This window comes from Lentzea sp. NEAU-D7 (assembly GCF_026242055.1).
In the GTDB taxonomy this organism is placed as follows: Bacteria; Actinomycetota; Actinomycetes; order Mycobacteriales; family Pseudonocardiaceae; genus Lentzea.
In genome coordinates this window covers 35584-53068 of record NZ_JAPJDL010000015.1, presented here as the reverse complement: position 1 = coordinate 53068, position 17485 = coordinate 35584, and the positions used below count along the sequence as shown (strand labels likewise).

Here is a 17485-nt window from a genome sequence, read left to right as displayed (position 1 = left end):
CCAGTGTCCGAGCTCCTCGTCGACGACGCCGATGGTGTGCGCACGCTCACGTTCAACCGCCCCGAGTCGTTCAACGCCTTCACCGTCACGCTGAAGGAGGCGTTCCTCGCCGCGCTGAAGGAGGCGGCGGCGGACGAGTCGGTGCGCGCGGTGGTGATCACGGGTGCTGGCAGGGCGTTCTGCGCGGGTCAGGACCTCAAGGAGCACATCGGCCTGCTGCAGGCCGGCGATCCGGCGCCACTGCACACCGTCGAGAAGCACTACAACCCGATCGTGCGCGAGCTGATCGCCATGCCGAAGCCGGTGATCGCCGCGGTCAACGGCAGCGCGGCCGGCGCCGGCGCGTCGTTCGCCTACGCCGCGGACCTGCGCATCGCGGGCACGTCGGCCAAGTTCCTGATGGCCTTCGCGAACGTGGGCCTGACCGCGGACTCGGGCGCGTCCTACACGCTGCCGCGGCTGATCGGCCACGGCCGCGCGATGGAGATGATGCTGCTCGCGCAGCCCGTCGGCGCCGAGGAGGCGTTGCGGGTCGGAATGGTCAACCAGGTCGTGCCGGACGCCGAACTGCTGTCCACCGCGCACGCCCTGGCCGCGAAGCTCGCCGCCGGGCCGACGACGGCCTACGCGAAGATCAAGGAAGCGCTGGCCGCGGCGGCGGACGGCACCCTGGAGGACGCGCTGGAGGCCGAGCGGCGCACCCAGGCCGACTGCGGCGCGACCGAGGACCACCGCGAGGCGGTCGACGCGTTCGTGAACAAGCGGGCGCCGAAGTTCATCGGGCGCTAGCCCTGAAGCAGGTGGCGATGTGGTCGTCGACCATGCCGGTCGCCTGCATCAGCGCGTAGCACGTGGTGGGGCCGAGGAACTTGAAGCCGCGCTTCTTCAGTTCCTTGGCCATCGCCTTGGACTCGTCCGTGATCGCCGGCACGTCCGCGAACGTGGCGGGCCGCACGTGGCGGGTGGGCGCGAACGACCACAGCAGCGCGTCCAGGTCGACGCCCTCCGAGACGATCACCCGCGCGTTGTGGATCGCGGCGTCGATCTTCATCCTGTTCCGGACGATGCCCGCGTCGGCCATCAGCCGTTCGACGTCGGCGGGGCCGAACTCCGCGACCAGCACCGGGTCGAAGCCGCCGAACGCCGCGCGGAACGCCGGGCGCTTGCGCAGGATCGTGATCCACGACAGCCCGGACTGGAACGCCTCCAGCGACATCCGCTCGTAGAGCTCGGGCGTGCCGTGCAGCTCCACGCCCCACTCGGTGTCGTGGTACTCGGCGTAGTCCGGCGTCGAGTCGCCCCAGGGACAACGGGAGATCACCGGTACTCCTCCGCGAACCGGGCGAACCGTTGCAGCGAACGGCGCAGCATCAGCACGAAGAGCGGCTTCACCAGCGGGTAGAAGAACGGCACCTCGAGGCGTTCCGTCCACACGAAACGGCTGCCGCGCACGGCGAACACGGCGGTGCCGCGAACGACCTTGCCCAGGTGCAGGAACTCGACGGCGTGCGGCGGGTCCCAGCGCGTGATCCGCATGCGGTCGCCGACGCCGAACGTCACGGCGTCGATCTCGCTGCCGACCGACCTCCCGTCGCCCTCGACGACGGACACGCGCGTGCCGGAGTTCCACTCCGACTGGCGTTCCCAGTCGGTCGCGGCCCGGAAGATCGTGTCGGGCGGCGCAGCGACCTGGACGGCCAGCTCAAGCTCCGTGGTCACTGCTCTCCAGCTCCTCGAGCTCCCGCACGCGCGCCCGCAGCGTCTCGACCTCGGTCGCGAGCCTCTGCAACGCCCAGTCGACCTCGGTCATCTTGTAGCCGCGGAAGACCTGCTGGAACTTCAGCTCACGGATGTCGTCCGCGGTGATGTCGTCGGCCGGCAGCCGCGTGGGCGACGCACCGGGTGGCAGCGGCGCGAGCTCCTCGCCGCGCCCGAACACCAACGCCGCGAGCAGGAACACCACTGCCGCGACGGCGATCATCACGATCAGGTAGATCAGGGCGTTGGTCACGCGACGATCGTGGCACAGCTCAGGCAGCGGCGAGCGAGCAGACCGAGACGAACGATCACGATCCAGGTGACCAGGCTCGCGATGCTCATCGGCAACGACTGCACGAGCCGTGAGGCGTCGAAGTGCGCGGTGGCCAGGATGATCGCGACGTTGCCCAGCAGCACGGCTCCGACAGCCACCAGAGCGATGGTCGCGCCGAGCCTGGCAAGCAGCTTCGTGTCGTACTTGCGGGCGAGGACCCGGCCGAGCACCAACGCCACCAGCGCCACGCCGGACGCGATGCCGCTGGTCAGATCGTTGGCCTTGGCGATGAACAGGTACCAGTCCGGCGGCATCGTGCCGAAGTCCCGCCACGGCCCGATGAGCAGCATCCGGCCGTACTCCCACGCCATGTGCATCAACGGCAGCACGATCGCGAGCCAGACGAGCGTGCGCGTGCCGTACGCGACGGCCAGCTCCGCCTGGTACTCGTTGGCGATCTCGCGCACCGGCCCGAACTCCTCGACCGCGCGTTCCTGGGCCTCGCGCTCGGTGAGCCCGCGGTCCAGGTGCGCCTCGGTGGCGTCGGCGAGGCTGTCGCGGGTCTCGGTGAGCAGCTCGCGAACCTGCTTCTTCGAGCCCTGCAACCGCGAGCCGAGCTCGGTCATGTACCGGTCGACCACGTCCACGTCCATCACGTCTGCGCCCACTTGCCCCCACCTCCCAGCACCCCGTCGATGACCGTCGTGAACTCGCGCCACGCGTCGCGTTCGGCGTTCAACGCGCGCTGCCCCGCCTGCGTGAGCTTGTAGGTGCGGCGCTTGCGACCTCCGACCGTGCTCCAGTCGCTGCTGACGTGCCCGGCCCGTTCGAGCCTGCGCAACGCCGGGTAGACGGTGCCCGTCGGGAGGTCCAGCGCACCCCCGCTGCCCTGCTGCAGCGCTTCGATGATCGCGTAGCCGTGCAACTGCTTGCCGTCGAGCGTGGCCAGGAGCAACGCGTCGAGGTGGCCGCGTAGCGCGTCGGGCTTCATGGGTAGCGACTCTACTGATGTGCGCCCTGCGAGTGGCCCCTGAAATCTCCGGTCAGGGTCAGCCCTGAGATCCCCCTGAGATGCGCCTTCGAGCCTTAATAAGTAGGCGCGCTACACATACCGTCGCTACTCATGAGCGCAGTAGACCTCGCCCGGCTCCAGTTCGCGACGACCACGTCGTTCCACTTCCTGTTCGTGCTGCTCACGCTGGGTCTCGTGACGCTGCTGGTGATCATGCAGACGAGGTTCACGATCACCGGCGCGCCCGTGCACGAGCGGATGACGCGGTTCTGGGGCCGGATCTACGTGATCAACTACGCGCTGGGGATCGTCACCGGCATCGTGATGGAGTTCCAGTTCGGGCTGAACTGGTCGGGGCTCGCCACCTACGCCGGTGACGTGTTCGGAGCGCCGCTCGCGATGGAGACGCTGATCGCGTTCTTCCTGGAGTCGACGTTCCTCGGACTGTGGATCTTCGGCTGGGGCAGGCTGAACCGCTGGCTGCACCTGGCGCTGCTGTACCTGACGGCGCTGACCGCGTTCGCGTCGGCGTTCTGGATCATGGCGGCGAACGGGTTCCTGCAGCACCCCGTCGGGTACCGGATCGACGGGAACGTGGTGCGGCTGGACGATTTCGGCGCGTTGCTGACCAACCCGACCTTCACCTCGGCGCTGACGCACGTGGTCTTCGCGTCGATCACGGCCGGCGGCGTGTTCATGACCGGGGTCTCGGCGTACCACTTCATCAAGCGGACGCCCGAGGTCGACTTCTTCCGGCGCTCGCTGCGGATGGGCGTGGTCACCACGGCCCTGGCCACTCCGTCGCTGATCGGCGCCGGCTTCGCTCAGTTCCCCGTGATCGCCCAGTACCAGCCCGGCAAGAGCGAGGCCGCGCAGTGGATCGGCGCGCCGCTCGGGTTCATGATCCTCATCGGGATGGGCCTGACGATGATCAGCTGGCTCACGTTGCCGTTGCTCATCAGGGATGCCGTGATCCGGATGCGCTTTCCCTTGTACCTCATGGTGATCGGCATCCCGTTCCCCTTCGCCGCGGCCATCTTCGGCTGGATGTTCCGGGAGATCGGGCGGCAGCCGTGGCTCATCTACGGGTTGTTGCGCACCGAGGACGCGGTGTCGCATGTGGACGCCTCGCAGATCCTGTTGTCACTCATCGTGTTCACGTTCCTGTTCGTGGTGCTGGCCTGCGTGGACTGGGCGTTGATCGCACGCGCGGTCCGTCGTGGACCGGACGTGGCGCCCGCCCCTGTCTCGCCGTTGGTGGTGACGCTCTGATGGAAACTCTTTGGCTCGTCGTGCTCGGCACGCTGACCGTCGGCTACTTCGCGTTGGCCGGCTTCGACTACGGCACCGGACTGCTGCTGCCGTTCCGCGGGCGCGAGGTCTCCCTGCGGCGGATGAACCCGTTCTTCCTGGGCAACGAGGTGTGGCTGGTCGCCGCGATCGGGGTGCTGTTCGCGGCCTTCCCGCGCCTGGAGGGCGAACTGCTCTCCGGCGCGCACACCACGTTCACGCTGGTCCTGTCCGGGCTGGTGCTGTTCATGGCGGCCGTGCAGCTGCGGCTCTGGTGGTGGCTGGTGTTCGCGGGCGCGCTGATGGTGTCCGTGGGCTGGGGGCTGTTCCTGGCGCACCTGCTGCACGCCCCGTGGCCCGTGGCGCTCGTCATGCCGGCGCTGTTCGCGGTGCACGGCTGGGTGTTCCAGACCCGGCGCTGGAAGCTGTTCCCGGTCACCGCGCTGCTCTGCGCGCTGCCGATCCCGCTGGCGTTCAGCTCGATCGACGTCACCGGCCTCATGGCGCACGACGACACCCTCCGCCTGCTCGCGTGGGTCGCGATCCCGATCATCCCGTTGGTGGTGCTGGTGCAATGGTCGACCGTCGCCCTCTCCTCGCGCTGATCCCGATCCCGTTCCTGGTGCTGGCCCAGGCCGAGCTCCTGGCGTCGGTGCTGAGCGGCGGAACGGGACTTCTCCTGCTGTGCCTGGTCATCGGCGCCAGGGTGCTGGTGTGGTGGGTGCACCGCGAGTGGGCGCACCGAGCCGCCGAACGGACTCGGGCGCGGCTGCGGGAGGCGTTCCTGCGCTCGCCCGGCACCAAGGCCGGTGAGGTCGCCACGCTGGTCACCAGGGGTGTGCACGACGTGACGCCGTACGTCGTCGGGTATCTGCCGCAACAGGTTCTGGCGGTGGCCGTGCCGATCGCGGTGGTGATCAGGCTGGCTTTCGCGGACCTCACCGCGGCTCTGACGATCCTCGTGACGCTGCCGTTGATCCCGGTCTTCGGTGCGCTGGTCGGCGCCCACACCCGTGAGCGGACGGCCCGCCAGTGGGACGCGCTGGCCACCCTGGGCGGGCACTTCCTCGACGTGGTCAAGGGAATCGGCACGCTGCGGGCGTTCGGCCGGGCCGAGGCGCAGTCCACGACCGTCCGCACGCTGGCCGCGCGGCACCTGACCGAGACGATGTCGGCGCTCAGGGTCGCGTTCCTGTCGGCCTTCGTGCTGGAACTCGTGGCCACGATGTCGGTCGCGCTCGTCGCCGTGCCGGTCGGCCTCAGGCTGCTCGGCGGCGGGGTGGCGCTGCACACCGCGCTGCTCGTGCTCTTCCTCGCCCCGGAGGCGTTCCTGCCGCTCAGGGCCGCGGGCGCGCAGTACCACGAGAGCGCCCAGGGCCGGGAGGTCCTGGCCAAGGTGCCGGCGCACCGGGAGACCGCGGGCCAGGCTCCGCCGGACCTCGCTCAGGCCGAGATCGTGTTCGACGGCGTGAGCGTCCGCAGCCTGGAGAACTTCTCGCTGCGCATCCGGCCCGGCGAGCGGATCGCGCTGGTCGGGCCGAGCGGCGCGGGCAAGAGCACGGTTCTCGGGCTGCTGCTGGGTTTCGTGCAGCCCGACCAGGGCCGTGTGCTCGTCGGCGGTGTCGACCTGCGGGAGATCGACCACGGGCAGTGGCTGGCAGCGCTGTCCTGGGTGCCGCAACGCCCCACGCTCGTCCCGGCGAACCTCTCGTCCGGCGAACGGCAGCGGGTCGCGCTGGCCACCGCCCTGGATCGGCGTCAGGCAGGGCTCTTCCTGCTCGACGAGCCGACCGCACACCTCGACGCGGAAACGGAGTCCCTCGTGCTGCAGGCAACCCGCGAGTTCACCCGAGGCCGGACCGCGGTGATCGTCGCGCACCGGCCCGCGCTGCTCGGCGAGGTAGACAGGGTGGTGAAGGTGTGAAGCTCGCGATCGGAGTCGGCATGCTCGCCGAACTCGCCGGCGTCGGCCTCACCGCGACCGCGACCTGGCTGGTCATGCGCGCCGCCGAGCACCCGCCCGTGCAGGCGCTGACCGTGGCGATCGTCGCGGTCCGCACGCTCGCGCTCGCCAAGGGCGCGTTGCGCTACCTGGAACGCCTGACCAGCCACAAGGCCGTGCTCAGCGAGGCCGTCGAACTGCGCGGCCGGGTCTACGACGACCTCGCGCACCGCAGGCACGTCCCGTCCGGCACGGCCCTGACCCGCATCGTCACGAACGTCGACCAGCAGCTCGACACCCGGCTCCGCGCCACCCTCCCGTGGATCACCGCGGCCCTGGTCGGCGCCGTCGTCGCGGTCGTCTCGGGTTTCTCGCTGCCGCTGGTCGCCGGGCTGCTGATCAACCTCGCGCTGCTCCCCTGGCTCGCCGTCCGCAACCCGCGTGACCTGACCCCGTTGCGCGCCAGGCTGACCGAACAAACCACCGAACTGGTCCACAGCAAGGAAGAACTCATCGCGTACGGCCTGTTCGACGAGAAACTCCGCGCCGCGACCAGAACCGCGGCAGAGCTGTCCCGCCAGGAACGCACGAGGGATCTGACCCCGCTGGCCATCGCCGTCCAGTTCGGCGCGGCACTGCTCATGCTCGCGCAGCACGAACCGGCCTGGCTGATCATGGCCGCCGTCGCCGCGTTCGAGATCACCGTCCCGCTCGCGGCCCTCACCAAGCCCGTGCCGGAACCCACCGACGAGCCGGAACCGGCCTACGAGCCGGAAGTCCCGGAGCTGACCGGCCGAACGGCGATCGTCGGCCCGAGCGGTTCGGGCAAGACGACGCTCCTGAACGCCATCGCACGGAAACTCGAACCGAGCAAAGGCGCGCTGGCCGACGCCCACGTCTTCCACACCACGGTCCGCACGAACGTCCTGCTGGCCAAACCCGATGCCACCCAGGAAGAACTCGACAGAGCAGCGGGGATCGCCGAGCTGGACCTCGACTGGGACCGGGTCGTCGGCGAACGCGGCGAGGAGATCTCGGGAGGCCAGCGCCAGCGCCTGGTCCTCACCAGGTCGGTGCTGGCGCACCCGGAGGTCCTGCTCCTGGACGAGCCCACCGAAGGCCTCGACCCGCGGCAGGCCGACCGCGTGCTCGGCAAGGTCCTGGACGACTGCCGGGGCGCAGCGCTGGTCGTCACCCACCGCGAAGAGCAGCTAGCCCTTTTCGACCACGTGCGCCATCGGGGGCCGATCGGCCACGAGCACGTCGGTCGAGTCGGGCAGCCACTCCCCGCCGACCTGGACGAACTGCGTCAGTGGACCTGATTCGGCCTCGACACCGCAGCGGGCCAGCGCCGTTCCCATGATCTGCGACGACATCGCCCCGAGCTGCAGCAGTGACCGGTTCCGGTGCTTGCGCACGCCCAGGTTCACCTGGGCCAGCGCCGAAAGCCCGTGCATCCGGTGCACGTCGAGCAGCAGCCCGATCTCCACGCCGTAGCCGGCCGCGAACGGCACGGACTCCAGGAAGGACCGGGTCGCCGCGTACTCGCCGCCGAGCGGCTGCACCACACCGGAGAGCTCGGGCCGCAACGTGTTCAGCAGCGGCCGCGCCACCAGCTCGGTGACCCGTCCGCCACCGGAGCTCTCCAGCCGCAACGGCCGCCGGTAGAACCCCTTCACCAGGTGCACGCCGCCGTCGAGCAGCAACGGCCCCAGCAACGCCGTGACGAACGCCGTCTCCGGGTCGACCAGGTCGGAGTCCAGGAAGACGACCAGGTCCCCGGTGGTCGCGGCCAGCGACCGCCACAGCACCTCGCCCTTGCCCGGCAACGGCGGCAGCCACGGCACGACGTCCTCGCGCAGCACGACCCGCGCCCCGGCGGCGGAGGCGACCTCCACCGTCCGGTCGGTCGAGCCGGAGTCCATCACGACGAGCTCGTCCACGAGCGTCCCGAGCAACGGCCGGACCACGGAGACCACGTCCCCGACGGTCTCCTCCTCGTTCAGCGCGGGCAGCACGACGGACACCGTGCGACCGCGTTTCAACGCGACCAGCTCGGCCGGGGTCCAGGACGGCTGCTGCCAGGTGTGCGAGGCGAACCAGGCTTCGACGGAGGGCAGCATCAGGCGAGCGCCCGCATCGCCCTGGCCGGCGGACGGGTGCCCATCACGCTCGCGACCATCTCCACGACCTTCCTCGCCTGCCTTACGTCGGACGCACGAACGGCACGTGCTCCGGACATCGCAGCCACTGTGGCAGCCGCGAGCGTGAAGTCCTCGTCGCCGGCGGCGATCGTCACCGCGTCCACGGTTTCGGACAGCGGCGGAAGGTCCAGCTCACCCTCGAACTCGACGATGTCGGCTCCGGCCTCGACCACCGCCGCCAGGGCGTCCGCGCTGGTCAGATGCGCAACGACCAGCACGCGGTCTTTCGGCAGCTCAGTAACGCGGAATCGGTTCACACCACCCAGCGTAGACAGTGAGCTGGCTCACAGCCGCTTGCTACTCACGAGTAGGAACCTGGTTTACTCCGCGGTAACAACCCTGTGTGATCTACGTCATGGTCAAGGAGGACCAGAGTGCGACGGTCACTTGTTCTAGTCCTGGTACTCCTCTCCACCCTGCTCGGTGCTCCGGCCGCCATCGCGGTGGTTCCGGGTCACCAGATCTCGTACAGGTCGATCCCCGGCGTCGGGGGCACCGTGCTGAAGGCCCTGGTCGTCGAGCCGACCGGACAGGGCAGCGGCCCGTTCCCGTTGCTCGTCATGCCGTCCAGCTGGGCGGTTCCCAACATCGAGTACGTCGGCGCGGCCGCCAAGCTCGCCAAGCAGTCCGGGTACGTCGTGGTGAGCTACACCAGCCGCGGCTTCTGGGACTCCGGCGGCCAGATCGACATCGCCGGGCCCGAGACGGTCGGCGACGTCAGCAAGGTGATCGACTGGGCCATCGCCAACGCGCACGCCGACGGCACCAAGGTCGGCGCGGCCGGGATCTCCTACGGTGCCGGGCAGTCCCTGCTGGCCGCGGCGAACGACAGGCGCATCAAGGCCGCGGCGGCGCTGAGCACGTGGACCGACCTGGCCCGCTCGCTCTACCCGAACAGCACCGTCAACAAGCAGGCCGTCGAGGTCCTGCTCGCGGCGGGCAAGGCCACCGGGCGCCCCGGCCCCGTCCTCGTCGAAGCCGAGGACGCCTACCGCGACGGCAGGTTCTGGGAGGTCGTGCCGATCTCCGCCGACCGCTCGGCGGCGTCCAAGATCGCCCAGATCAACGCCAACGGCACCGCGGTCCTGCTCGGCAACGCCTGGAACGACGGCATCTTCGCGCCGGGCCAGATCGCGGACTTCTACGGCGGCCTGACCGGCCCGAAGCGGCTCATGCTCTCGCCGGGTGACCACGCCACCGCCGAGCTGTTCGGCGCGGCGGGGCTGCCCAACGAGATCTGGGAGTCGGTCGGCCGCTGGTTCGACCGCTACGTCAAGGGCACGGCCAACGGCGTCGACGCCGAACAGCCGGTGCAGCTCAAGCCCAACAACGGCGGCGAGTGGCGGAAGTTCGGCGCCTGGCCGAACGCCAACGCCGACACGGTGCAGCTCGACGGCAGGAAGATCACCGCCGGGTGGGGCACCGTCGCCGACAGCGGCACGATCCTGCTCTCCGGTGCGCTGCAAGGGTTCCTGAACATCCCGACCGGGGTGTCGCTGCCGCTCGTCGACCGCAACGTCGCGGGCGTGTGGAGCGGACCGCAGTACCCGAGGGGTGCGACGCTCGCCGGCACGCCGAAGCTCAAGCTCCAGGTCACCCCGAGTGCGGAGACGACGACGCTGTTCGCGTACCTGTACGAGGTCGGGCCGCTGGGCCTCGGCGCGCTGATCACGCACAAGCCGATCAAGGTGACGGGTGCCGGCCGCACGCAGACCCTCGACGTGGAGCTGGAGCCGACGGTGTGGAACGTCGGCTGGGGCAACCGGACCGCACTGGTGATCGACACGGTGGACCCGCGTTATCTGACGGAATCGACACGTGGCTCAACCGTCACCTTCGGACCGTCGAGCCTCACGGTTCCGAAGGCGTAAGAATGTCCGGGTGGACCTCACCCGGAAACAGGTGCTCCTCCACCGGATCCACCAGCACGAACTGGACCGGCGGATCAGCGACGCGACCGAGCTGGCGGTGTTCTCCCTGGGCGTCCAGGACAACACCTCCGGCTCGGCCCTGCTGAGCCTCGCCGCCCGGCTGGACGCACCGTCGACAGCGGACTTCACCGTGACCTGGTCCGTGCGGGGCGCTCCTCACCTGCACCGGGCCGGCGAGCTGAAGGCGTTCGCCCGCGCGCTGTGGCCGTGGAGCGACGCCGACGCCCGTGCCCGCGCCGCACGTCCGAAGGTGGACGACCTGCTGGCGTCGCTGCGGCACATCGCCACCGCCATGAGGTCGATCGTCACGAAGCCGATGACCAAGGGCGAGGTGAGCAAGGCCCTGACCCCGTTGGCACCCAAGCAGACGATCGAACCTTGCCGGGGCTGCCAGACCGAGCACGTGAGCGACCCGATCTTCCGCCTCGGCGCGCTGCCCGCGGGTCTCCGGATCATCCCGGAGGAGAAGACCGTGACGTTCGAACGCATCCACGGCTGGCCGGGCGTGCCGCGCAAGACCGCGGGGTTCGACGAGCTGGTGCACCGGTACCTGACGCTGCACGGCCCCGCCGGACCGTCCGAAGTGGCCGGTTACTTCGGCACGTCGACCCGCGAGGTGAAGAAGCGCTGGCCGCAGGAGGGCCTGGTCGAGGTGACCGTCGAGGGCGCCAAGGCGTGGCTGCCGGAGGACGTGGAGATCGTCGACGCCGAACCGCCGGAGGTCAGGCTCCTGCCGCCGACCGACCCGTACCTCCAGGCTCGCGACCGGGACCTGCTGCTGCCGGACAAGGCCGCGCAGAAGGACATCTTCCGCATCCTCGGCCGGCGCGGGGCGATCCTGGTGGACGGCGAGATCGCGGGTTCCTGGCAGGGCAGGGTGGTGTCCGGCAAGCGGTTCGAGGTGACGGCGACGCCGTACCGCCCGTTGCCGGACCTCCTGCCGGAGACCCAGGTGCTGGCCAGGGCGAAGGGACTAGACGACGCAAGCGTCAAGGGCGACTGACACGTCGTCCGTGACGATCAGCGACTTCAGCGCGGCGTGCGAGACGAAACCCTTGTCCCGCAACTCCGTCAGCCACTCGACGAGTCCCTTGTAGTGGTTGTCGACGTCGAGCAGCACGACGGGCTTGCCGTGCATGCCGAGCACACCGGCCGTCCACACCTCGAAGAACTCCTCGGCGGTGCCGATGCCGCCCGGCAGCGTCAGGAACGCGTCCGCCTTGTCGTCCATCATCTTCTTGCGCTCGCGCATGGTGTCGACGACGTGCAGCTCGGTCGACTCGCGGTCGGCGATCTCCCTGGTGGCGAGGCCCTTCGGGATGACGCCGTAGGTGTGGGCGCCGCCGGCCCTGGCCTCCCGCGCCACCGCGCCCATCATCGACGTCTGCCCGCCGCCCCAGACGAGGTGCCAGCCGCGTTCCGCGATCTGGCGCCCGACCTCCGCGGCGAGATCGACATAGCTCTGGGGGACGGTGGCGAGGCTTCCGCAGTAAACAGCTACGTACATCGGTCTGAGATTTCCACTTCCGTGCTCGAAGGTGCTGGGCCCGCACCTCGCGGCCGGGACGTGGCCGCGGCCCGCCGCGCGCGGCAGCAGGCCGGGCCTTGCTCGACGTGCGGCGTCAGTGCGCGTCCGCCCACGCCTTGTGGGCGTCCTTGACGACGCGCACCGCGTCGTCGATGTCGTCGGTGAGGTGCAGCAGCGCGAGGTCCTTCTCGCCGACCTTGCCGCCGGCGAGCACCGAGCTCTGGATCCAGTCGTAAAGACCCTGCCAGTACTCGGTTCCGAACAGCACGACCGGGAACTTCGTGACCTTCTTCGTCTGCACCAGTGTCAGCGCCTCGAACAGCTCGTCGAGCGTGCCGAACCCACCCGGCAGGCAGATGAACGCCTGCGAGTACTTGATGAACATGGTCTTGCGCACGAAGAAGTAGCGGAAGTTCACGCCGAGGTCGACCCACGGGTTCAGGCCCTGCTCGAACGGCAGCTCGATGCCGAGCCCGATCGAGAAACCGCCGGCCTCCGAACACCCGCGGTTGACCGCCTCCATCGCGCCCGGACCGCCACCGGTGATCGCCGCGAACCCGGCTTCGGCCAGCGCGGCGCCCAGTTCGCGCCCGGTCTGGTACTCCGGGTGGTCACGCCCGGTGCGCGCGGATCCGAAGACCGTCACCGCGCTCGGCACCTCGGCCAGCGCGCCGAAACCCTCGACGAACTCGGCCTGAATCCTCAGGACCCGCCACGGGTCGGTGTGCACCCAGTCCGAGGGGCCGCGGGAGTCGAGCAGGCGCTGGTCCGTGGTGGTGGTGCGGTCGTCCTTGCGGTCACGCCGCTCCACGACCGGGCCGCGACGCTTCTCCGAGGGGCGCTCATCGACGGCGCCGTTCTTCTTCTCTTCCGTCATCACTGAGATTCTAGTGATCAGTCCAGCAAAAACCGCTTAAGCACGGCGAAACACTCGGTGATCTGCCGGACCGGCACGTTCTCCTCCTGGGTGTGCGCCAGCGTCGGATCGCCCGGCCCGAAGTTGACCGCGGGCATGCCCAGCGCCGCGAACCGCGCCACGTCCGTCCAGCCCAGCTTGGCCACCGGAGTGCCACCGGCGGCCAGCACCAGTTCCTGCGCCGCGGGGGCGTTCAGACCCGGCAGCGCACCGGCCGCGAGGTCCGTGACGGTGACGTCGAAGCCCTCGAAGACCTCGCGGAGGTGCTGTTCGGCCTGCTCCACCGTGCGGTCCGGCGCGAACCGGTGGTTGACCGTGAGCACGGCCTCGTCCGGCACGACGTTGCCCGCGACGCCGCCGCTGATCTTCACGGCCTGCAGGCCCTCGTGGTACTGGCAGCCGTCGATCTCGGGCTGCCGCGGCACGTAGACCTCCAGCCTGCGCAGCGCCTCGCCCAGGCCGTGGATGGCGTTGCGGCCCATCCACGCCCTGGCGGTGTGGGCGCGCTTCCCTGACGTCCTGATCTCGATCCGCATCGTGCCCTGGCAGCCCGCCTCGACCGTGCCGTTGGACGGCTCGCACACGATCGCGAGGTCGCCCAGCAGCCATTCCGGGAGGTCGCGCTGGATCCTGGTGAGCCCGTTGCGCTCGGCCTCGATCTCCTCGCAGTCGTAGAAGACGAACGTGAGGTCGTGGCGCGCCTGGTGGCTCAGGGCCGCGATGGCGAGCATGACCGCGTCGCCGCCCTTCATGTCGACCGTGCCGCAGCCGTGCAGGACGTCGCCCTCGCGGCGGCTCGGGAAGTTCTGGTTGATCGGCACGGTGTCCAGGTGCCCGGCGAGCACCACCCGGCGCTCCCGGCCGAGGGTCGTCCTGGCCAGCACGGAGTTGCCTGATCGGGTGATCTCCAGGTGGGGCGCGTGGAGCTCCAGCGACCGCTGCACGAGGTCCGCGATCTCCGCCTCCTCCCCGGACACGCTGCGCACATCCACCAGCGAGGTCGTCAGGTCGATCGGGTCGGCGAAGAGATCAAGGGTGTCGGACACGCGGCTCACCCTACTCAGGCGGCTTGGGCGCTGAGCCGTTCAGCCGATACCGTGCACTGCGTGATCAAGCGAACACTCCTGGTCATCTCCCTGCTGCTCATGACCACCGGCTGCGGCGAGGCTCCCGCCGCGTGCGACCGGCAGTGCGGCGCGATCAGGTCGCTGTTCACCGCGCCGTGCGGCTCCCAGCACAGCTTCACCCCGGCCGACTGCGCCGCGTGGGTCGAGGACGTCGGCACCATGACCCGGCAGCTCGACGGGTCGCTGCGGGGCAAGCAGGTCCAGGAGGACGTCAGCGAGGTCCTGCCGCGGCTGATGACCGCCGTGGGCGACTTCGAGGCACACCGGTGCGCGGAGGTGCGCGTCGACAACGTGTCCAGCACCGACGCGCGTCAGTCGAAGTGCAACGAGGCGCTCATCGCGACCCGCGGTGACCTGGGTTCGCTGTACTTCAGCGCGGAGGTTCCCGACTGAGCTCCCGGCGGCCGGGCCCTGCCCCGCCGGACGGTGGCCGGACCGGTCAGCGGACTAAGCTCGGTACCCGTGAGCACCGCATACGGCATCGGCCTGGCCACTGTGACCCCGGACGGCACCGTCCTCGACACCTGGTACCCGTCCCCCGCCCTCGGTGGGACGGCAGAGCTGGGCACCGTCCGCGTGTCCTCCGCCGAGATCGCGGAAGCCCTCGGTGAGGCCGCCGCGAAGCTGCTCGGCGAGGACCTGGAGCGCGGCGTCGAGGTCGTCGGCGTCAAGGTCGCCGTCGACCTGGAGGCCGCCCCGGAGAACACCTACGACATCTGGCTCCGCCTGCACCTGCTCAGCCACCGCCTGATCAAGCCGCACGGCGCGAACCTCGACGGCATGTTCGGCCTGCTGACGAACGTCGTGTGGACGAACCACGGCCCGTGCGCGGTCGACGGCTTCGAGCAGACCCGCACCCGCCTGCGCGTCCGTGGCCCGGTGACGGTGTACAGCATCGACAAGTTCCCGCGCATGGTCGACTACGTCGTCCCGTCCGGTGTCCGCATCGGCGACGCGGACCGCGTCCGCCTCGGCGCCCACCTCGCGTCCGGCACCACGGTCATGCACGAGGGCTTCGTGAACTTCAACGCCGGCACGCTCGGCAGCTCGATGGTCGAGGGCCGCATCTCCGGCGGCGTCGTGGTCGGTGACGGCTCGGACGTCGGCGGCGGCGCGTCGATCATGGGCACGCTGTCGGGCGGCGGCAAGCAGGTCATCAGCATCGGCGAGCGCTGCCTGCTCGGCGCGAACGCCGGCCTGGGCATCTCGCTGGGCGACGACTGCGTGATCGAGGCCGGCCTCTACGTCACCGCCGGCACGAAGGTGACGCTGCCGGACGGCGAGGTCGTCAAGGCGGTCACTTTGAGCGGACAATCGAACCTGCTGTTCATCCGGGACTCGGTGACCGGCGCGGTGAAGGTCAAGCCCCGGAAGGGCACCGGCGTCGAACTGAACGCCGCGTTGCACGCCAACGACTGACCCCAGCCGCTTCAGGGAGGCGAATGCGGTGTCCGGGGCCCGGTCTGCGCAGGCGGACTGGCCCTCGCCGGCTCTAGGAGGTGCACGTGCTCAAACAGCGACTTGAGTTGAACGCTCGCGCCGCGATCGAGCGTGCCCTGGAGGGGGCGCAGTCCGAGGACTCCTTCGTGGAGTTCAAGACCCAGTGGCCGATCGACCACGGCAAGGCGGCCCGCCAGATCGCGGCGCTGTGCAACGCCGCGCGCGGGTCGGAGGCCATGTGGATCGTCGGCGTCGACGAGAAGGGCCGGTACGTCAAGGGCGCGCTGGCCGAGGAGCTGTCGAGCTGGTGGCCCCGCGTCGAGAGCCACTTCGACGGCGTGGCACCGGGTCTGACCACCGTCGCGTTCGACTGGGCGCGCGGCCGCACCGTCGTCGTCCTGAGCCTGCAGACCGACAACGCGCCGTACGTGTTCGTCACGAAGAAAGAGCCCTACAGCAGGGAGATCCCGTGGCGCTCGGGTGAGCGCACCCGGTCCGCGCGGCGCAGCGAGGTGCTGGAACTGCTGGTGCCCAAGCTGGACATGCCCGGCTGGGAGTTCGTCAGCGCCCGCGCCACCCTGAGCCAGCACTCACCGACGCTGCGGTTCGAGGGCGACCTCTACCTGGAGACGAACCAGCCGTTGTCGTTGCCGCACCACAGATGCCACTCGTACGCGACGTACGGGCTCGACAGCGAGACGGTCGACCTGGCGTTCAGCTTCCGCACCAACACGCGGGACGTGCGGGCCGTCGAACGCGTCGTGCGCGTCGCGGAACCGGCCGTGCTCCACGTCAGCGCGGACGCGGACGTGGAACTGGACGAGTTCGCCGACCTCTGGGACCTGCACTGGCACCTCGTGCTCGGCCTGGGCCTGAGCGGCGAGGAGATCAGCACGTCGGTGCGGCTCACCACGGACGCCGTGCCGCCGAACCAGTTCACCCGCAGGGTCTGGTCGGCTCTCAAGCCCTGATCAGACGCCGAGGCGCTCGACCGCCGCCGCGATCCGCTCGTCGGTGGCCGTGAGCGCGACCCGCACGTGCTTCGCACCCGCCGGTCCGTAGAACGTGCCCGGAGCCGCGAGGATGCCGCGGTCGGCCAGCCAGGAGATGGTCTCCCAGGAGTCCTCACCGCGGGACGACCACAGGTAGAGCCCTGCCTCCGAGTGCGACACGGTGAACCCGGCCGCCTCCAGCGCGGGCTTCAGGACCTGCCGCCGGGCCAGGTACCGGGACCGCTGCTCGGCGACGTGCTCGTCGTCCTCCAGGGCGGCGCGCATGGCCTCCTGCACCGGCCGCGGCACGATCATGCCGGCGTGCTTGCGCAGTTCCAGCAGACCCGCGACCAGCTCCGGGTCACCGGTGATGAACCCGGCCCGGTAGCCCGCGAGCGACGACGACTTCGACAGCGAGTGCACGGCGAGCACCCCGTCGAAGGAGTCCACAACGGACGGGTGCAGCACCGACACCGGCGAGGAGTCCCACGGCAGTGCCAGGTAGCACTCGTCCGACGCCACGACCGCGCCGACCGCGCGGGCGGCGGCGACCGCGTCCCGCAGCTGCTCGGCCGACAGCACGCGCCCCGTCGGGTTCGACGGCGAGTTGAGCCACACCAGCTTCGTGCCGGCGGGCGGCTGCTCCCCGTCGGCGAGGCGGACGACCTCGGCCCCCGCCATCAGCGCGCCCACCTCGTAGGTGGGGTACGCGACGGCGGGCACGGCCACGACGTCACCCGGCCCTACGCCGAGCAGGGTGGGCAGCCACGCCACGAGCTCCTTGGAGCCGATCGTGGGCAGCACCGCCGCTTCCTGGACGCCGACGATCCCGTACCGGCGCTCCACCGCGGCGACGAAGGCCGCGCGCAGCTCAGGAGTGCCGTGGGTGGTCGGGTAGCCGGGAACGTCGGCGACCGACGACAGCGCGGACTGGATCACCGCGGGAACCGGGTCGACAGGGGTGCCGACCGACAGGTCGACCACGCCGCCGGGGTGCTTGCGCGCCTTGGCGGCGTGGCCTGCCAGCTGGTCCCACGGGAAGTCCGGCAGCGCCGGGCCCCTGCGTCGGAT

General features: G+C 70.2%; 21 protein-coding genes. 10 read left to right on the top strand and 11 right to left on the bottom strand.

Annotated features, from left to right (window positions below; genetic code table 11):
• The first annotated feature begins 3 nt into the window (after positions 1 to 3).
• Complete coding sequence (locus tag ORI60_RS27490) at positions 4 to 789, top strand: enoyl-CoA hydratase-related protein (protein WP_266040895.1); 786 nt, start codon at positions 4 to 6, stop codon at positions 787 to 789.
• Here ORI60_RS27490 and ORI60_RS27485 read toward each other — a convergent pair.
• The 5 genes from ORI60_RS27485 to ORI60_RS27465 are packed head-to-tail and all read right to left on the bottom strand — an operon-like array spanning position 776 to position 3023.
• Entirely contained in the window at positions 776 to 1321 is a 546-nt protein-coding gene (locus ORI60_RS27485) for a DNA-3-methyladenine glycosylase I (RefSeq protein WP_359757614.1), read from the bottom strand. The genes ORI60_RS27490 and ORI60_RS27485 overlap by 14 nt on opposite strands.
• Positions 1318 to 1719, bottom strand: a complete 402-nt coding sequence (locus tag ORI60_RS27480; RefSeq protein WP_266040894.1) for an SRPBCC family protein — start codon at positions 1717 to 1719, stop codon at positions 1318 to 1320. The genes ORI60_RS27485 and ORI60_RS27480 overlap by 4 nt, the downstream gene beginning before the upstream one ends.
• Positions 1703 to 2011 carry a DivIVA domain-containing protein gene (locus ORI60_RS27475; protein WP_266040893.1) on the bottom strand — a complete coding sequence of 103 codons (309 nt, stop codon included), beginning with the start codon at positions 2009 to 2011 and terminating at the stop codon, positions 1703 to 1705. Before ORI60_RS27475 ends, ORI60_RS27480 begins: the two co-directional genes overlap by 17 nt.
• Entirely contained in the window at positions 2008 to 2700 is a 693-nt protein-coding gene (locus ORI60_RS27470) for a permease prefix domain 1-containing protein (RefSeq protein ID WP_266040892.1), read from the bottom strand. The genes ORI60_RS27475 and ORI60_RS27470 overlap by 4 nt, the downstream gene beginning before the upstream one ends.
• The gene (locus tag ORI60_RS27465) at positions 2685 to 3023 is read right to left on the bottom strand and encodes a PadR family transcriptional regulator (protein WP_266040891.1); all 339 of its coding nucleotides are present in this window, start codon (positions 3021 to 3023) and stop codon (positions 2685 to 2687) included. Before ORI60_RS27465 ends, ORI60_RS27470 begins: the two co-directional genes overlap by 16 nt.
• Before the next feature lie 132 nt (positions 3024 to 3155).
• Here ORI60_RS27465 and ORI60_RS27460 point away from each other — a divergent pair, with 132 nt between their 5' ends.
• Genes ORI60_RS27460 through ORI60_RS27445 form a run of 4 tightly spaced genes read left to right on the top strand, consistent with a single transcriptional unit; the run spans position 3156 to position 7598 of the window.
• Complete coding sequence (locus tag ORI60_RS27460; protein ID WP_266040890.1) at positions 3156 to 4316, top strand: cytochrome ubiquinol oxidase subunit I; 1161 nt, start codon at positions 3156 to 3158, stop codon at positions 4314 to 4316.
• Positions 4316 to 4939, top strand: a complete 624-nt coding sequence (locus ORI60_RS27455; RefSeq protein ID WP_266040889.1) for a cytochrome d ubiquinol oxidase subunit II — start codon at positions 4316 to 4318, stop codon at positions 4937 to 4939. Before ORI60_RS27460 ends, ORI60_RS27455 begins: the two co-directional genes overlap by 1 nt.
• Positions 4909 to 6258: an ABC transporter ATP-binding protein/permease gene (locus tag ORI60_RS27450; RefSeq protein WP_266040888.1), complete on the top strand. Its 1350-nt coding sequence runs from the start codon at positions 4909 to 4911 to the stop codon at positions 6256 to 6258. The genes ORI60_RS27455 and ORI60_RS27450 overlap by 31 nt, the downstream gene beginning before the upstream one ends.
• On the top strand, positions 6255 to 7598 hold the full coding sequence (locus ORI60_RS27445) for an amino acid ABC transporter ATP-binding/permease protein (protein WP_266040887.1): 1344 nt from the start codon (positions 6255 to 6257) through the stop codon (positions 7596 to 7598). The genes ORI60_RS27450 and ORI60_RS27445 overlap by 4 nt, the downstream gene beginning before the upstream one ends.
• Here ORI60_RS27445 and ORI60_RS27440 read toward each other — a convergent pair.
• The gene (locus tag ORI60_RS27440; RefSeq protein ID WP_266040886.1) at positions 7488 to 8399 is read right to left on the bottom strand and encodes a glucosyl-3-phosphoglycerate synthase; all 912 of its coding nucleotides are present in this window, start codon (positions 8397 to 8399) and stop codon (positions 7488 to 7490) included. The two genes, ORI60_RS27445 and ORI60_RS27440, sit on opposite strands and share 111 nt — an antisense overlap.
• Entirely contained in the window at positions 8399 to 8737 is a 339-nt protein-coding gene (locus ORI60_RS27435; RefSeq protein WP_266040885.1) for a hypothetical protein, read from the bottom strand. The genes ORI60_RS27440 and ORI60_RS27435 overlap by 1 nt, the downstream gene beginning before the upstream one ends.
• Positions 8738 to 8854: 117 nt before the next feature.
• Here ORI60_RS27435 and ORI60_RS27430 point away from each other — a divergent pair, with 117 nt between their 5' ends.
• Entirely contained in the window at positions 8855 to 10351 is a 1497-nt protein-coding gene (locus ORI60_RS27430) for a CocE/NonD family hydrolase (protein WP_266040884.1), read from the top strand.
• 10 nt (positions 10352 to 10361) lie between these two features.
• Positions 10362 to 11414, top strand: a complete 1053-nt coding sequence (locus tag ORI60_RS27425; protein ID WP_266040883.1) for a winged helix DNA-binding domain-containing protein — start codon at positions 10362 to 10364, stop codon at positions 11412 to 11414.
• Here the strand turns inward: ORI60_RS27425 and ORI60_RS27420 are convergent.
• The 3 genes from ORI60_RS27420 to dapE all read right to left on the bottom strand — a co-directional run bounded on the left by ORI60_RS27420 (position 11385) and on the right by dapE (position 13901).
• The gene (locus tag ORI60_RS27420; RefSeq protein WP_266040882.1) at positions 11385 to 11918 is read right to left on the bottom strand and encodes a TIGR00730 family Rossman fold protein; all 534 of its coding nucleotides are present in this window, start codon (positions 11916 to 11918) and stop codon (positions 11385 to 11387) included. The two genes, ORI60_RS27425 and ORI60_RS27420, sit on opposite strands and share 30 nt — an antisense overlap.
• Positions 11919 to 12033: 115 nt before the next feature.
• Positions 12034 to 12816 (bottom strand): TIGR00730 family Rossman fold protein, encoded by a 783-nt coding sequence (locus tag ORI60_RS27415; protein ID WP_266040881.1) that lies wholly within the window; start codon positions 12814 to 12816, stop codon positions 12034 to 12036.
• 17 nt (positions 12817 to 12833) lie between these two features.
• A complete protein-coding gene (gene dapE, locus ORI60_RS27410; protein WP_266040880.1) occupies positions 12834 to 13901 on the bottom strand; it encodes a succinyl-diaminopimelate desuccinylase in 1068 nt (355 codons plus the stop codon).
• 60 nt (positions 13902 to 13961) lie between these two features.
• Between dapE and ORI60_RS27405 the strand changes: the two genes are divergently transcribed.
• From ORI60_RS27405 to ORI60_RS27395, 3 genes are all read left to right on the top strand, one after another.
• A complete protein-coding gene (locus tag ORI60_RS27405; RefSeq protein ID WP_266040879.1) occupies positions 13962 to 14375 on the top strand; it encodes a hypothetical protein in 414 nt (137 codons plus the stop codon).
• A 69-nt stretch (positions 14376 to 14444) separates the two neighbouring features.
• Positions 14445 to 15401, top strand: a complete 957-nt coding sequence (dapD, locus tag ORI60_RS27400) for a 2,3,4,5-tetrahydropyridine-2,6-dicarboxylate N-succinyltransferase (protein WP_266040878.1) — start codon at positions 14445 to 14447, stop codon at positions 15399 to 15401.
• A gap of 86 nt (positions 15402 to 15487) precedes the next feature.
• Positions 15488 to 16393, top strand: a complete 906-nt coding sequence (locus ORI60_RS27395) for a hypothetical protein (protein WP_266040877.1) — start codon at positions 15488 to 15490, stop codon at positions 16391 to 16393.
• Here ORI60_RS27395 and dapC read toward each other — a convergent pair whose 3' ends face one another.
• Positions 16394 to 17485 carry a succinyldiaminopimelate transaminase gene (gene dapC / locus ORI60_RS27390; RefSeq protein ID WP_266041059.1) on the bottom strand — a complete coding sequence of 364 codons (1092 nt, stop codon included), beginning with the start codon at positions 17483 to 17485 and terminating at the stop codon, positions 16394 to 16396.

Excerpts from the sequence above, each read along its gene's own strand:
- ORI60_RS27460 (WP_266040890.1), top strand. The coding sequence starts at position 3,156 with ATGAGCGCAGTAGACCTCGCCCGGCTCCAGTTCGCGACGACCACGTCG.
- ORI60_RS27420 (WP_266040882.1), bottom strand. The coding sequence starts at position 11,918 with ATGTACGTAGCTGTTTACTGCGGAAGCCTCGCCACCGTCCCCCAGAGC.
- ORI60_RS27415 (WP_266040881.1), bottom strand. The coding sequence starts at position 12,816 with ATGACGGAAGAGAAGAAGAACGGCGCCGTCGATGAGCGCCCCTCGGAG.
- ORI60_RS27440 (WP_266040886.1), bottom strand. The coding sequence starts at position 8,399 with ATGCTGCCCTCCGTCGAAGCCTGGTTCGCCTCGCACACCTGGCAGCAG.
- ORI60_RS27455 (WP_266040889.1), top strand. The coding sequence starts at position 4,316 with ATGGAAACTCTTTGGCTCGTCGTGCTCGGCACGCTGACCGTCGGCTAC.
- ORI60_RS27465 (WP_266040891.1), bottom strand. The coding sequence starts at position 3,023 with ATGAAGCCCGACGCGCTACGCGGCCACCTCGACGCGTTGCTCCTGGCC.
- ORI60_RS27450 (WP_266040888.1), top strand. The coding sequence starts at position 4,909 with ATGGTCGACCGTCGCCCTCTCCTCGCGCTGATCCCGATCCCGTTCCTG.